Source organism: Mesorhizobium sp. M0340 (genome assembly GCF_040321535.1).
GTDB lineage: Bacteria > Pseudomonadota > Alphaproteobacteria > Rhizobiales > Rhizobiaceae > Mesorhizobium.
The window spans coordinates 1-14,129 of sequence record NZ_JAMYRR010000032.1 but is presented as its reverse complement, the minus strand read 5'-3'; the positions used below and the strand labels follow the sequence as shown (position 1 = coordinate 14,129).

The following is a 14,129-nucleotide window of genomic DNA, read 5'->3' as shown; positions in this document are numbered from 1 at the left end:
TCCGGGCCGTCAGGGAAGGTGGAAAATCGACCCAAAGCGTCCTCCAAGCGGCGAATTTCGAAGTAAGTTTTCCGCCTTGCTGGAACCCTGCACCTTCATAGAAGCGCAGAGTGGACTCCCTCCGAGATCCAGTCGCCAACAGAACCTTGTAGCAATCGGCGTTCCATGCTTTGTCGAGCGCGGCATGAAGGACGGCGCGGCCCAGCCCAGTAGCCCAGTCCGGCGATGGTTGGCATCTGTCACGACGTTTTCGATTACCCCGTAAAGACGGGCTCCCCGGGACAAGTTGGGAACGATCGCGAGTGTGCAGGACGACACGAGCAGCCCTGCCATATCGACCACGAAGACAGTGATCCGAATCGTATGATTGGAAAGTGGATAGTGACAGACCCTCAGCCTTCAAACCAACAACACACGAGCATGGGCGGGTAACCGCTGCATGTCGGTTGTCCACCCTACTGAGACAGATGGGAACCGGACAGCTCGCGACCCTTTTCGGACCTTGGTTCGAGAAAGCTCTACCGGAAGCAAGATGTTCGTTCGTAACAAAATGGACCGATCTCTGCTCTGTGGCGTGTGCGTTCAAGCCGCTCGGGGCGATACCCGCAGAAACCAGCGAGCTTACCATCGAACACCTGCTAAGCTCATTAGCAATGAAGCAACGAAGGTGGAGGCTAGGTGTTTAGTCCCGGCATTTGATGGGTGGGATCGAGTCGGAACCGTTCGGGCTCTTTTGCCCAGATTTTGCAGATGAACTCGTAGGGTGTTAGGCCCTTGAAGGTCTTAAGCCGGCGCGCGAAATTGTAAGCTAAGATGAAGTCGGCGAGATGCCGGCGCAGTTGATCGTGATCGTCATAGTGGAAGCGCTTGACGGTGGCGTCCTTGATGGTCCGATTCATCCGCTCGACCTGGCCGTTCGCCCAGGGATGGTTGATCTTTGTGAGCCGGTGCTCGATGCCATGTTCGTCGCAGATGCCGTCGAAGATGTGCTGAAGGGATGCTGGTCAAGGTCGCCAACAAGGATACCGAAAGCGTCGTCTCGGCACTGATCAAACAGGCACGGAAACTCCCCGGCGAACTGTACCAGTCGTTGACCTGGGACCGAGGTAAAGAGCTCGCCGATCACCAGCGCCTGACCTTGGCCTCCGACGTCGAGGTCTACTTCTGTGATCCGCGGTCGCCGTGGCAGCGCGGCTCCAACGAAAAACACCAACCGATTACTGCGCCAATATCTGCCGCGCGGAACCGATCTATCCCTGCACAGCCAGACTAAGCTCAGCGCGATCGCACGGCAGCTCAATGAGAGGCCGCGAAAGACCTTGCTTTATCAAACCCCAGCTGAAAAGTTCGCGGAGTGTGTTGCAGGGATCAGTTGAACCCACCCCGCTAAGCGGGCAGAATTTCTGCGACAGCATTTGCTGAAACCCTACTTTACAACAGTGTGGCGCTTCCGGCCGAGCGAAAGCCGGATCGGGAGGTCTTGGGACGATATCATTGTATCAATCTCGACGAAGTTGCCGTTGATCCGCACACCTCGTCCCGAGATCGCCCTTCGCGCTTCCCCTTTGGAGGAGGTCAATCCGGCGCGTACCAGCAAATCCACAAGGGCTACTCCGGCCAAGCCCTCGGCGTCATTTAGATGAAGCGTCGGTAGCCCCTCTGCGGCTTCGCCCTGCCCAAATGCTTGGCTAGCCGTGGCCTCCGCCTGTTTGGCGGCGTTAGTTCCATGTGCCAGGGCCGTAGCTTCGTTGGCCAGACGTTCTTTGACGGCGTTTAGCTCGGTTCCTTCAGCCTGTCCAAATCGCTCGATCTCGTCCATCGGCAGATCGGTGAAAAGCTTCAGGAACCGAACGACATCAGCGTCTTCCGTGTTACGCCAGAATTGCCAGTAATCGTATGGCGAAAGGCGATCTTCGTTGAGCCACACAGCTCCGGCAGCCGTCTTACCCATCTTGACACCTGAAGAAGTCGTCAGAAGCGGCGTAGTCACTCCGAAGACTTCCTTTCCATCCGTCCGCCGTATCAAGTCGATGCCATTGATGATGTTCCCCCACTGGTCGGCTCCACCCATCTGCAGACGGCAACCGGTCCGGCGGGATAGCTCAAGGAAGTCGAACGCTTGGAGGATCATGTAGTTGAATTCTAAGAAGCTCAGGTTCTCCTGCTTTTCCAGCCGCGACTTCACACTGTCGAAAGAGAGCATCCGATTGACGGAGAAATGCCTGCCGACGTCTCTCAGCATGTCGATCCAACGAATGCTGTCCAGCCAGTCGGCATTGTTCACCATCACGGCATCCGTCGGGCCGTCTCCGAAGACAAGGAGACGGTCAAAGACCTTTCTGATCCCTTCAATGTTGGCGGCGATCCGGTCGTCCGTCAGCATCGGCCGCGCCTCCGAACGGAAGCTGGGATCGCCGATGCGGGTGGTCCCACCCCCAATGAGAACGATGGGTTTATGGCCAGTCTGCTGAAGATGACGAAGCGCCATGATCAGAAGAAGATGGCCGACATGAAGACTGTCAGCCGTCGCATCGAAACCAGCGTAAGCGGGTACGACGCCTGCTTCAAAGGCGGCATCGACACCCGGCAGGTCGGTCCCTTGATTTACATAGCCGCGCTCAATGAGCGTCTTCAAAGCGGCCGAACATGGTTCGGAATGACCGGTTGATAAATCGGGAAGTGCCATAGGGAATCCTCCTGGTATTGCCGCCAGGGGGTCCTCTCAATGAACAAGCCGCCTGACGGCGGCTTGTTTCAAGGCATGATCGAAACGCGCCGCTCCTTATGGAAGCGTCGCATAATAGATTGCAGCGATGGGCGCGGACTTGATCATGTGCCGATGCATAAAGGACTTTATCCGCACCTGCAAGCAATCTGAAATGGCTACTTCGGGGAGCTGCCGAGCCTTTGTCGCGACGATTTTGCAACTGACTTTTGCACCGTCGCAGAACTCAACTTTTGCGACAACATCTCACCAAGGCGTCCGGGCTCTAGAAAAAAGTCCCCCTCCCCTGTTGCGGTCACTATGCATTTTTATATAGTCACCGTAGTCACAATGGTCACGGAGGCCAGAATGCAGTCTGCTCCAAAAGAGGATGCCAACTGGACCGTCGCTCGGGCCAAGGCGCGGCTGTCGGAAGTCATCGAGCGTGCGCAGGCGGCGCCGCAAACGATCACGCGCAACGGTAGGCCAAGCGTCGTTGTCGTCTCCGCCGAGGAATGGCAACGCAAGACGGTGCGCAAGGGTACGCTTGCGGAGTTTCTGCTGGAGTCGCCGCTACGCGGCGCGGAACTCGACCTTGAGCGTCAACGCGATGAACCGCGTGATCTGCCGCTGTGAGGCTACTGCTGGACACGAATGTCCTGTCCGAGGTGACAAGGCCGGCGCCGGACGCACGCGTTCTGGAATGGCTGGACAAGCTCGACGAGGATCGCTCGTTCATCAGCGTGGTGTCGATCGCGGAAATCCGGCGCGGCGTTGCTCTCATGGGCGAGGGTCGGAAGCGTGAGGCGCTGGCCGAATGGCTTGCCCGAGACCTGCCTCAGCGTTTCGAGCAGAGAGTCCTCCCCGTCGACGAGCCGGTTGCTCTGGCCTGGGGCGATCTGATGGGTCTTGCGAAGCGCCGCGGCCGCGGGCTGACGTCAATGGACGGATTGATCGCAGCCACAGCGATTGCCCAGGAGCTCACTCTGGCAACGCGTAATATGAAGGATTTCGAAGGCTTCGGAATAGAGCTCTTCGATCCGTGGACTGCGTGAATCGCCCAGCACCTCATCCCGAATGCTCGAAGCGAATTTCGAAAAAGAAGTGTGGGTTTGCTCTCATACCCTTTGCTGAAATGTTGTGACAGAGCGCATGGAATGCCACGCGCTTCAAATCGGAGTAGCCATCCAGGAAGCCTGAAGCCCTTTGAAGCGCATGTCCGTCAGCTATTCATAGCGTGGATGACTTTGATCGAAACAAACGATTTCATAACTCTTCGGAAATCTTGCATGGACAAAAGCACGTCCGCACCGATCACCCATCCAAGGAGAAAATCTTCCATGCGCCCTGACGTGCAGTGGAGGTCGTGCCGAGAAGTGAGTTGCAACTGGCCGACCATGTCGGCGGTTCGACGCTAGTCGTCCCCAATGTTCCTGAGCTGCGAAGTCTTGCAGGCGAGCCCGCTGCCCAGCGCGATTCTGCTTGTGGGCGGGCTTATTGCCGCAGGCAGATCCGGTCGGCTCGTCTGGGCAGCGGATTGGAGACCCGGCCGGCAGCGCTACCATACAACATCAGCGCACTTTACATCTACGCGGTATTGCCGTGCTTCCAGTCGGTGCCATGTTTGGCCGACGCATGACGCGATGCGGCCTCCTGCACAGCCGAAGGCGTTATCGGATGTGCGACCGGGAAGCAGGTGGACAGTGCAGCACGTGTCACTCGCTGTGCGACGGTCTTTCGGGGAATGAAATCGGGCCAGTTCACGGCGCGGTGATCCAGCCAAGCTCTCGGCGTCATGGAACGGCAGGCGCCACGATCGAAGCATCTCATGTTGATTCAGGCGGACCCCTTATGAGGCGTTCTTTGATGCCGGTGATGCCTGACAGGCGGTTGCAGCTGCAAGCGACAATGCGGCCTATTTAGTTGGAAACGGAGGCAGGCCAATTTGGCTTGCCCGTCACTATGTGGAGAAAGAAATGCTGTGTCTAGGAATTAGCGGCGGACTTGACCAAGTCCATGAAAACCGATTCGAGCTTCGGAACGCCTTTATGCACGATGGCGCCGCGGTGCTCGTCCGAGACGGACGGGTGATAGCAGCCGTCGAAGAGGAACGCCTCAATCGGATGAAACACTCCAACAAGCTCCCAATTCGTTCGATTCAATACTGTCTGTCAGCGGCGGGGGTTCAGCTCAACGACATTGATCGTGTCGCGCTCTACGCCAGCGAGCCCTATGCCAACGCCATGCTTGAAGGTATGTCCGCATCCCACCCGGACATTCTCTCCATTCCGTTGGATGCTAAAACGTTGGTGCAGGATCTGTTAACGCGTGAGTTCGGCACTAAGTTGGACAGTTCGCGTATTTCATTCGTAAGTCATCATCAGGCGCACGCCGTGAGCGCCTTTGCAATGTCGGGCTTCGAACAAAGTCTCATTCTAGCGATTGATGGCTCTGGTGATTTCCTATCGGGCCTCTTGGCGGTAGGGTCTGGCACAGAAATTACGCAACTCGAGGCTTTCCCCGAGAACAATTCTCTTGGGCTGTTTTATCTCGAGACGATCCGCTATCTCGGCTACGGCTTGTTCGACGAGTATAAGGTAATGGGACTCGCGCCCTACGGCGACCCCGCTCCCTATCGCGAGCTCTTCGAGCAGTTCTACGAGCTCTCCGCCAACGGCGGTGGCTACCGTGTTCACCTCGACCGCATCGGTCCGGCGTTGCTCCGCAATATCGAGGTCAGGCGAAAGGGAATGCCCTTCACCCAGCAGCATCGAGATGTGAGTGCGTCACTGCAGGAAGCGCTTGAGCGGATCGTGTTCCACATTCTCCGGCATCACCGTGAGGCCACCGGCATGAAGCGGTTGTGCCTGGCGGGGGGGGTGGCCCACAACTGTACGATGAACGGTAAGCTGCTGTATTCAGGGCTTTTCGAAGACATCTTCGTGCAACCCGCGTCTCACGACGCTGGCTGCGCATTGGGAGCTGCGCTGATAGTCTCTAACGAGATGGGCCGCCCCGCGCCGTGTGAGCGACTGCAGGAGGTCTATTGGGGTCCTGATCTCGGGAGCGAGCGCGCCGTGCAACAGGAACTGAATGCATGGGCCGGACATCTCGAGGTTGAACGCTCTGATGACGTGGCAAGCAGTGCAGCCGACTGGATCGCCAACGGCGCCGTGATCGGCTGGGTGCAGGGTCGTTCGGAGTTTGGGCCACGTGCGCTGGGCAACCGCAGCATTCTTGCCGACCCTCGGCCCGCCGCAAACAAGGACCGGATCAATGCGATGGTCAAGAAGCGCGAAGGCTATCGGCCCTTCGCGCCATCTGTGCTGGAGGAGGATGCGAGCGAATTTTTCGACCTCCCGGACGGTAGGCACGAATTTCCATTCATGAATTTCGTCGTTCGCGTGCGTGACTCAAAGCGCGCCTTGCTCGGTGCCATCACGCACGTCGACGGTACCGCTCGCCTGCAAACAGTATCGCACAACGCCAATCCCGCGTACTGGGAGGTCATCAATGCGTTCAAGAAGCGCACAGGCACTCCAATTCTGCTCAATACGTCCTTTAACAACAATGCCGAACCGATCGTGGATTCGGTTGCAGACGCGATTGCCACCTTTCTGACGACAGAGCTGGATGGACTTGTGGTCGGGCCCTTCCTGGTAAAAAAGCGGGCTGCAACGCTGCAGGATTGGACTGCGCTTGCGGTTTCGTTGCCGCCCTATGTGTCCCTCCATCAAACCCGCGCTTACAAAGCGCCAGATCGTCGGGAAACTCACTGCGAGATCAGCACGACCCACTTCAACAGTGACAGTGTGCGAATTTCACACGACTTGTTTAATCTGCTGATGCGGATTGAGGGCGAAGCCATGTTGGGAGATCTCCTCAATACAATTGCGCCGGATCAGGCTAAGCGTGACGCTGTGATGGAGGGCCTGCGACGACTGTGGGAGCAGCGCCTCGTTCGGTTGCATCCCTCACAAGCTGCTCGCACGGATCAAGATTGCGATCAAACGCTGGACCAGCATAACAGGCTCTCAGCGTGATAGCGATGCCGCTATCCAAGCTCGGCGAATAAATGTGTTCATCGACGCCGCCGGCCCGCTCCCGGGGGGCTGGCGGTCGACTTCATCACAGGGTTGATTCGTCCACTTCATGTTGGACGACCCGGACGCGCAGAAAAAAGCGCCTGCGGCGGGTCCTTTGTTAACCACCATGATGCGGGACCACAGCGACAGGGCGTGCCGGAGACGGTCAATCCGGCCGGCGATGTCGTCGCCGGCGGCGACGGTCTCATTCAGGATCAGCATCGACCAAAGAGCGAGGCCACTGCCGTTATGCTCGAGATCTGGGGACGGCGGCTTGGCGATCGCCGTCTACTCGGCGTTTCTCGAACTCACTGCATGCAAGACCGTGACGAAGCCCTTCACATTGCGGGTCGGGACATAGCTGGCTTCTTGGCGCGCTACCACCGCTAGAGATGCAGACTTCGCCCGACAGCTCCTGCTGGAGCGCGGCTTGGATCTGATGGCAGAATTCTTGCGGAGACGCGGACAAGTGGGGAGCACTCCAACCCTACACACGCGTCACTGGCTATCAGTGTTGACCGTATAATCTTCGGAATGGCAATGGCATATTTTACAAAGCACGACCGCAATCAAATTATATACCGCAGCTGGGAAGAGCCGGAACAGTCAAGCGCAAGGATGAGAATTTTGGTCCTCAAGCTTGATCATGTCGGCGACTTTTGGATGTCTCTAGGGCCCCTAAAGGACCTTCGTCAGCGTTTTGCGCATGCCCACATTACGCTGGTGGTGGGAAGCTGGAACATCGCTACTGCAAAACAGTTCGACCTCGCCGACGATCACATTGCTTTTGACTTTTTTCCTCGCAACCCAAAAGTCAAAACGCGCAAAAAAGCCGCCGACATAAGGCCGCTGCTGACCGGCGAGTTTGATCTTGCCATTGATATGCGTGTTCCGGAAGAAACAAGGCCCATCTTGCTTGAAGTCCCCGCCAGGCACCGTGCGGCGATAGTTGATCCGTACAGCATGCATCAGATCGATATTGCGATAGCGCCATTCAATCTGAAACTGCGCAGAACCATCCTCTACAAGCTGGTCCAAAAAATAGGGCTTGCTAACAAAATCCCTCGTAGATGGCTTGATTGGTTCATTGACCGCAAGCAGGTGCGTCTCCAGCATGTGTCAGAAATCCTCCTCTTTCTGGTCGCAAAGGCAGCTGCCTATTTCGAAAGCGGAGCGGGTCACCCACAGAATTCGACTACAGGCAATGCCCCGATTGTCGTGGCTCCGTTCTCCAATTCCAGCCTGCGAGATTGGCCGATTGAAAGTTTTGGCAAAGTTGTCGCTGCTCTTTCGACCCGTGGTGAGGTGGTCCTCGTTGCCCGTGGCGAATGCCTGGAAGCGCTTGAGGAGGTTGCGAACATAGCTCGGGATCGTGGAGCCGCGAACATTCGGACGGCTGTCGACTTGTCGGAATTGGAATTCAATTATCTCGTGAATTCGGCCGCGCTCGTCGTTTCGAACAATTCAGGCACCGGGCATGTCGCTGCCCAGCTTGGCCGCCCTACTATCGGCATTTTCACGGCGTCACATCTACCGGAGATTTGGGGGTTTCGAGGTCCCCTGGTCAGCATGCTTATGAGTGTTATTGAATGTCGCGGGTGTGGTCTGGACCAAGTGCGGCATTGTCCGGTCAAAGTCCGATGCAAGTTCGACATCACGCCGGATCTCGTGATTGCCGAGGTAAACGCCTTGATGAATCATTGTAAGGGTACGGCACAAGCTTAGTGGCTCGCGGTCACCATAACCGCGATTGCCCGGATCTTGGTCGCTGATTCAATCGCTACAAACATCTAAAGGCCGAAATTCAGAATTGAATCGACTTGGTCGAAGGACCGCAGTGGCGATGTCACCCCCTGGGCCGGGCGACCATTTCGTTTTCGTTCGCATGCCCGTCCATAGCGACAGCGCCACTAACAGCAGATGAACCACACAAAGTGAGGGAGACCCCAATTAAGTGCCAAGCGACAGCTGGCCCAAGGCGCCTGGCTGAAGGCGCATGAAAACCTCGTCATCACCGGGCAGACCGGCACCGGAAAGACTTGGCTGGCCTGCGCCTTCGGACGTCAGGCCGCCCGGCTCGAATCATTCCGTGCTCTACCTGCGCATGCCGCGTCTGTTCGAAGATCTCGCCCTGGCGCGTCGCGACGGCCGCTTTCCCCGTCTCATCGACAAGCTGGCTCGGGTGCAACTGCTCATCCTTGACGACTGGGGCACCCACAGCCTGACCGACCAGCAGCGTCTCGATCTGCTGGAAATCTTCGAGGAACGCTATCGCCGGAAATCAACGCTGATCACCGCCCAACTGCCGATCGCCCAGTGGCACGCCATGATCGGCGAGCATGAGAAAGCAAAAAACACCGCCGCCCTTGACCGGCGCCGAAAACGGCGAAATCAATCGCAAATGACTTCAACCAGGCAACCGAGCGCCGACCCCATCCTGCTGTCCGCGAATTAGTGAAACTGCTGTCCGCGATTTAGCGGAACGACTGTCTCGTTTTTGCGAAATACGCACGTCCGACGCAGCTTGCGTTGACAGAGGCGGTTTTACGCGCAATAGCACTTCCGCTCGGCCTATTTTTGTGGAGTTCAATTGTGGTTCGGCCAAGGGCGCTGGGCGCCGGACCGGCCCCGTGTAAAGAGAGAGAGACCCTGCATGGAAGAATTCTTACCGCGCATCGCCACTGGTGCCGGCATCGGCCCGGCTCTCGCAGAGAAGGCCGTTGGGTTAATGCTGGGTTTCCTGCAAAGCCACGCGGCCGACGGTCCCGTTGCCCGCATGATCGCGGCCATTCCGGGAGCTTCGGAATTAGTAGCGAAGTATCATGGCGACGACCCAGAGGGTGGCGGCCTTATGGGGCTCGGCCAGCAATTGATGAGTGAGGGTCTCAGCATGGCAAAGATCGCCGGCCTCGCCAACGAGACGATCGCCTTCACCAAGGAACGTGTCGGCGACGAACTCGTGGACGAGGTCCTCAATTCAGTTCCTGGCCTTCCCCAGTTCGTCTGATCAGCGGCAGCCGGGGGCGCATGACCTCGTGCGCCCGTACCGGCCGTTCTGCGCAGTAGGCATTCTCCGCCGAGCTTTCCGTACCGATCTCGCCAGACCACCAACCGCCGGGCACGCGAAGCGAGCGTTGGAGTACTTCATTCGTCTATTCCAAAATCGACCTCAGGCGAATCGATGTGTATAATTTCTGGCGGTAAGGGTTTATCCTGAACGCTTTCGATGAAGCCCGCGAGATAAGCAAACGTATTGTATTTCTCGAGGACCAACCGCTTCGCCTCTCGTATTGCGCCGCGACGCTCCTTCCAGAGGTCCGAGTTGATGATTTCTTGAATTTTTTGGATTACGTTCTTGTCCTCTGGGTCAATCAGAACCATTGAGTCCGAAGGGAAGAACCTCGTGATTGCCGGGCTGCCGTAATAGATCGGCATTGTTTCAGCAACGAAGCAGTCCATAAGCTTCTCTGTGAAATAGTAATCAGCACGAGTATTCTCGAAAGCTATACTGTAACGGTAAGGTGCGAGTGCGTTCCATTTATCTCCAATCAGCCGAAAACCTCGGCCGAACAGGTCAAAATCGAGCTCCTCTCTCAGCCGTTCCAGAAACGCCAGCCGATATCGATGCCCTTTAAGCAGGGCGATGTTACTGGTAATCCATGAGAGCCGAAGCGGCTTGTCCACGACTTCGCTGACCAGAAGTTGGTCATATGTCTTGTTTACAGACCAAGACCGAGTGATAGGTGGAGCCAAAACGAATCGGCGCCCTGCATTCTGCCGAGCAGCCAGCTCTGCGTCAGACGTCAGGACGATGGTATTTTTCCCCTGCCCTTCATGAAATGCGCGATGAGCTTTCGTCGGCGGTTCGCCGATTGCAAAAATTGTCCTGTTTGGGCTCGCCTCGATATCAACAGGGACCCAAAAAGAGAAGCAGAGTTAAAGACGATATGTCAATCGGGCACGAAGGATGTCGTGCGTACAAAAGCGACATTGTTCCAGATTCCACTGCCCTTTGGAGTGAGATGGTGGATTGCATCATCCAAAACGCCCCAAGAATCCAGACATGTAGCAACAATGGGCGCCGGACGTTCCGTCAACAATTTGGCCAACAAAGCAGTTCCACCCCATTCACTTCCGTTGGACCGGGAGCAACTTGTGCATCGGGCGCAACACCTCTCTGCGCCTGAAATAGCTCGCGATCCTGATCGATATCAAACACACGATTCTGTGCGACTTCGCGCCATTCGACAACTCATCTCTAAGACCGCGGGAATCCCTTCACTCGTGAAGGTACTCAATCGCCATTCCGGATTGCGGTAACATTGGGCAGCATAAACCTGCCGGGACCCGCCGTCGAGGCAATTGTCGCTTTGCACTTAACCAGGTTCTTCCTCACTTTGTGTGGTGATCAGGCCGGTTGAGTGGCAGCATGCGTGCCCTAAGGAGTTCGGAGCCCGCTCTGCCGTACATCGCACGCTTGATCGTCTTCAGGCGGTTGATCTGCCCTTCCGCCTGGCCGTTGCTCCACCGTAATTCAATGGCATTGCGAACGGCGTCAACGTCACGGCGTAGGACCCGAGCGAAACGCGTGATGGCGACGAGCCCGGAGTTGACGGCATCCTCGATCCAAGTGTCGAGCTTGTCCAATTCACAGGCCCCGCAAAATGCCGCGGAAGCGCATGGCAAGCCTGCGCATCGTGGCAAACTCATGTGATCCTTGCTTCAGGACGTCGACCTTTCTCGCCTGAATGATCGTCAGCATACCCCGGGCCTTCATGCAGAGGGCCGCGGCGACTACCGGCGAGATCACATGGCCGGTCGCCGGATCCTGGATGGGGACAGCATCGCGGGCTGGTTGATGGCGTATGATCGAAGCAGGCGACGCACTGTCCTCGCCCGTCCTCTCGGCGCGGCGCCAGCTTGGGAGAAGCCGCTCCAGATTCGAGAAACTGCCCGTGTAGCCGCGCTGTTTGATATCGTGGAACAGGTGTCGTCCGCAGCGATTGCCGTCTCTCCAGGACTGGCTAAGAAACGCCTCGAAATATAAGGGTGACGTCGGCTCGACGCGGCCCTGCGTCGGTCGGGTGGCGTGTCGAAATTCAGCCATTTGGCGATGCTGCGCCGGCCGTAGCCGGTACGACGGGCGATCTCGGAACAGGACAGCCCTTTCCTTGCGCAAGGCGTGAACCATTTCGAACACCGTCTGCCGCGATTGTCGATGAGCGTGGCGCACCCGGCGCCGATGCGTTGCGTCAACGTGCGGATCATCCTGCATCAGATCGACTTGCGCGCTCCCGATACCCTTATCGGGCAGCAATGCAGGCCCCGTGGCGCGGCCCGAAAGGCTCATCTGCTCCTCGATTGCGACCCGCAGATTCTACATGAGATGGAACCGATCAGCCACCTGGCGCGCTTGCGGTGCACCCTCGCGAACAGCTTGCGCATAGAGCCCGCATCGGTCTCGGCTCACGATCTCGACGGAAGGGTGCCGCTCTAGCCATTGCGACGCACTCGCCACGCTTCTGTCATCCAGGATGTCGACAACCGAATGGCGCTCCAGGTCCACGATCATCGTGCCGTAGCGCCATGATCGCCGCCAGCTCCAGTCATCGATGCCAACGACCCGAATGGTGGAGTTGCTGTGAGCGACCGCGGCATCTCGCTTCAGCTGCCACAGGATAGTGTCGTCGCAGACCGGCATGCCGAGCCGTCGCATCAAGCGCTCGCCGGGACGGCCGCCGGTGCTATGGCCGAGCAGACCGACAATCTCCGCGACCCTCCAAGGGGAAGCAATCGTCGGCAGACGGTCGGTGAATGTTTGTCGTTCACATTTCTGATGTGCGCACCGCCAGCGGCTCAACCGAGGCTTCACCGTCACGGTCTTGCCCTGGACCGGCAGATTCTGAAGGCTGCGGTTGGACCAGCCATGCCGACTTCGGGTCCGTCGTCCGCAATCTGGGCAAAATGCCGAACGCCGGTCCGGCAGCGGAAACAAGCCAACTGTCATCATCAGTGAGCGCGACACCCCGTATTTTAGCCCCTGGGCCGGGGGACCATTTTGTTTTCGTTCGCATGCCCGCACATAGCGGCATCCCTCGCCAACGGCGAATGAACCACACAAAGTGAGGCAGAGCCCCATTAACTGCCAAGCGACACGATCCTTGGCTGCGTACCCGTCCTCGACGATTCCCTCGGAGCATCATTCCTGGCTAGTCCTTTTACCCGGCCATACGCGATCAGCCACTCACGGCCCGGACGAAATGCGCAAAGCTGGCCGCCGCACGTCACAATGCGCAGCGCCTTATTTGGACGATGCTGATATTTTTTCTTCAACGATTGGTCTCAATGCGAAAGGGCTAGGCCGATCGTTGCCTGGCCGAGCGCCAGACCGCCGTCGTTTGCGGGAATGCTTACGTGCGCCAGCCCCTCCAATCCTGCGACTGTGAGCTCGGCAAGTACGCCTTTGAGCAGCAGCCGATTCTGGAAAGCGCCACCGGACAGTGCGACCGTGCCGACGCCGTTTTCGTTAGTGAGTCCGATGGCCTTCCGCGAGATGATCTCTATCAGCGTCCTGTGGAAGCGCGCAGCAATCAGCCCGGTTTCGGCGCCCAAAGCCTGATCACAAAGAAGCGCTTCCCACAGACCTTTCCAGGAGATAACCGGTCCCTTCCGCGAGGTTGCTGGCCAAGCCTCGGCCGCATCCATGAACGGGCTGGCGAGCGCCTCCATCTCCATGCCGGCTTGCCCCTCGTAGCTCTGGCGCTCCAAACAGATGCCGAGGACTGCCGCGCAGGCATCGAAAAGCCGCCCCGCCGAGGAGGCAAGCGGAGCATTGACGCCCCTCTCGATCATCCGGTCCAGCACCCGAAGCGGCTTTTCGGCCAAGGCGGGGACGAAGGGCCGATCGGCAGGAAGCTTGGCCAGGAAATCCGGACCGAAAGCCGCCCGCAGATGCGCATAGGCATTGCGCCACGGCTCGAGGCTGGCCTTGTCGCCGCCGGGCATGGCGACCGGCTCGAAGTATGCCAGCCTCCGGAACCCTCGATAGCCGCCGAGCAGGAACTCGCCGCCCCAGATCGTGCCGTCATCGCCGTATCCGAGACCGTCGAGGATAATGCCCAGCACCGGCGGTGCGTCGATTGCGCGGCCGTGCTGGGCAAGGCACGAGGCGAGATGCGCGTGATGGTGCTGGACCTGCACAAACCTCGCCGCGGTCTCACGGGCAAGCTCCATGGCAAGCTGGGTCGAACGGTAGCCCGGATTCCGGTCGGCCACAATGAGGTCCGGCTTCGTGTCGAACAGGCTTCGATACAGCCCCAACGCCTGCCTCCACGCGTTCT

At 58.0% G+C, this 14,129-nt stretch carries 10 protein-coding genes and 3 pseudogenes; 8 read left to right on the top strand and 5 right to left on the bottom strand.

Features of this window, described 5'->3' with window-relative positions:
* Nucleotides 1-674: 674 nt before the first annotated feature.
* Nucleotides 675-992 (bottom strand): annotated as a pseudogene (locus NKI79_RS29415) (integrase core domain-containing protein); the annotation flags it as partial.
* A gap of 5 nt (nucleotides 993-997) precedes the next feature.
* Here NKI79_RS29415 and NKI79_RS29410 point away from each other — a divergent pair.
* Nucleotides 998-1,376: pseudogene (locus tag NKI79_RS29410) on the top strand (IS30 family transposase); the annotation flags it as partial.
* A gap of 50 nt (nucleotides 1,377-1,426) precedes the next feature.
* On the opposite strand, the gene tyrS reads toward NKI79_RS29410, so the two are convergent.
* Nucleotides 1,427-2,686: a tyrosine--tRNA ligase gene (tyrS, locus tag NKI79_RS29405; RefSeq protein WP_031212411.1), complete on the bottom strand. Its 1,260-nt coding sequence runs from the start codon at nucleotides 2,684-2,686 to the stop codon at nucleotides 1,427-1,429.
* A 387-nt stretch (nucleotides 2,687-3,073) separates the two neighbouring features.
* On the opposite strand from tyrS, the gene NKI79_RS29400 reads away from it, so the two are divergent.
* The 7 genes from NKI79_RS29400 to NKI79_RS29370 all read left to right on the top strand — a co-directional run bounded on the left by NKI79_RS29400 (nucleotide 3,074) and on the right by NKI79_RS29370 (nucleotide 9,796).
* A complete protein-coding gene (locus tag NKI79_RS29400) occupies nucleotides 3,074-3,340 on the top strand; it encodes a type II toxin-antitoxin system prevent-host-death family antitoxin (RefSeq protein ID WP_023679089.1) in 267 nt (88 codons plus the stop codon).
* Entirely contained in the window at nucleotides 3,337-3,759 is a 423-nt protein-coding gene (locus NKI79_RS29395) for a type II toxin-antitoxin system VapC family toxin (RefSeq protein ID WP_352480554.1), read from the top strand. The genes NKI79_RS29400 and NKI79_RS29395 overlap by 4 nt, the downstream gene beginning before the upstream one ends.
* Before the next feature lie 921 nt (nucleotides 3,760-4,680).
* Nucleotides 4,681-6,747: a carbamoyltransferase family protein gene (locus tag NKI79_RS29390; RefSeq protein ID WP_023679092.1), complete on the top strand. Its 2,067-nt coding sequence runs from the start codon at nucleotides 4,681-4,683 to the stop codon at nucleotides 6,745-6,747.
* Nucleotides 6,748-7,329: 582 nt separating this feature from the next.
* The gene (locus tag NKI79_RS29385; protein WP_352571661.1) at nucleotides 7,330-8,514 is read left to right on the top strand and encodes a glycosyltransferase family 9 protein; all 1,185 of its coding nucleotides are present in this window, start codon (nucleotides 7,330-7,332) and stop codon (nucleotides 8,512-8,514) included.
* A gap of 243 nt (nucleotides 8,515-8,757) precedes the next feature.
* Nucleotides 8,758-8,991 (top strand): ATP-binding protein, encoded by a 234-nt coding sequence (locus NKI79_RS29380; RefSeq protein ID WP_348625942.1) that lies wholly within the window; start codon nucleotides 8,758-8,760, stop codon nucleotides 8,989-8,991.
* Nucleotides 8,879-9,244, top strand: a complete 366-nt coding sequence (locus NKI79_RS29375) for an ATP-binding protein (protein WP_352579643.1) — start codon at nucleotides 8,879-8,881, stop codon at nucleotides 9,242-9,244. The genes NKI79_RS29380 and NKI79_RS29375 overlap by 113 nt, the downstream gene beginning before the upstream one ends.
* A 198-nt stretch (nucleotides 9,245-9,442) precedes the next feature.
* Nucleotides 9,443-9,796, top strand: coding sequence for a hypothetical protein (locus tag NKI79_RS29370; RefSeq protein WP_352806565.1), 354 nt, complete (start codon nucleotides 9,443-9,445; stop codon nucleotides 9,794-9,796).
* Nucleotides 9,797-9,933: 137 nt separating this feature from the next.
* On the opposite strand, the gene NKI79_RS29365 is transcribed toward NKI79_RS29370, so the two are convergent.
* The 3 genes and pseudogenes from NKI79_RS29365 to NKI79_RS29355 all read right to left on the bottom strand — a co-directional run.
* On the bottom strand, nucleotides 9,934-10,473 hold the full coding sequence (locus NKI79_RS29365; RefSeq protein WP_352806562.1) for a glycosyltransferase family 10 domain-containing protein: 540 nt from the start codon (nucleotides 10,471-10,473) through the stop codon (nucleotides 9,934-9,936).
* A 708-nt stretch (nucleotides 10,474-11,181) separates the two neighbouring features.
* A pseudogene (locus NKI79_RS29360) lies at nucleotides 11,182-12,863 on the bottom strand (ISL3 family transposase).
* A gap of 268 nt (nucleotides 12,864-13,131) precedes the next feature.
* Nucleotides 13,132-14,129: Kae1-like domain-containing protein (locus NKI79_RS29355; protein ID WP_502900083.1), on the bottom strand; the 998-nt coding region annotated here is incomplete at its 5' end.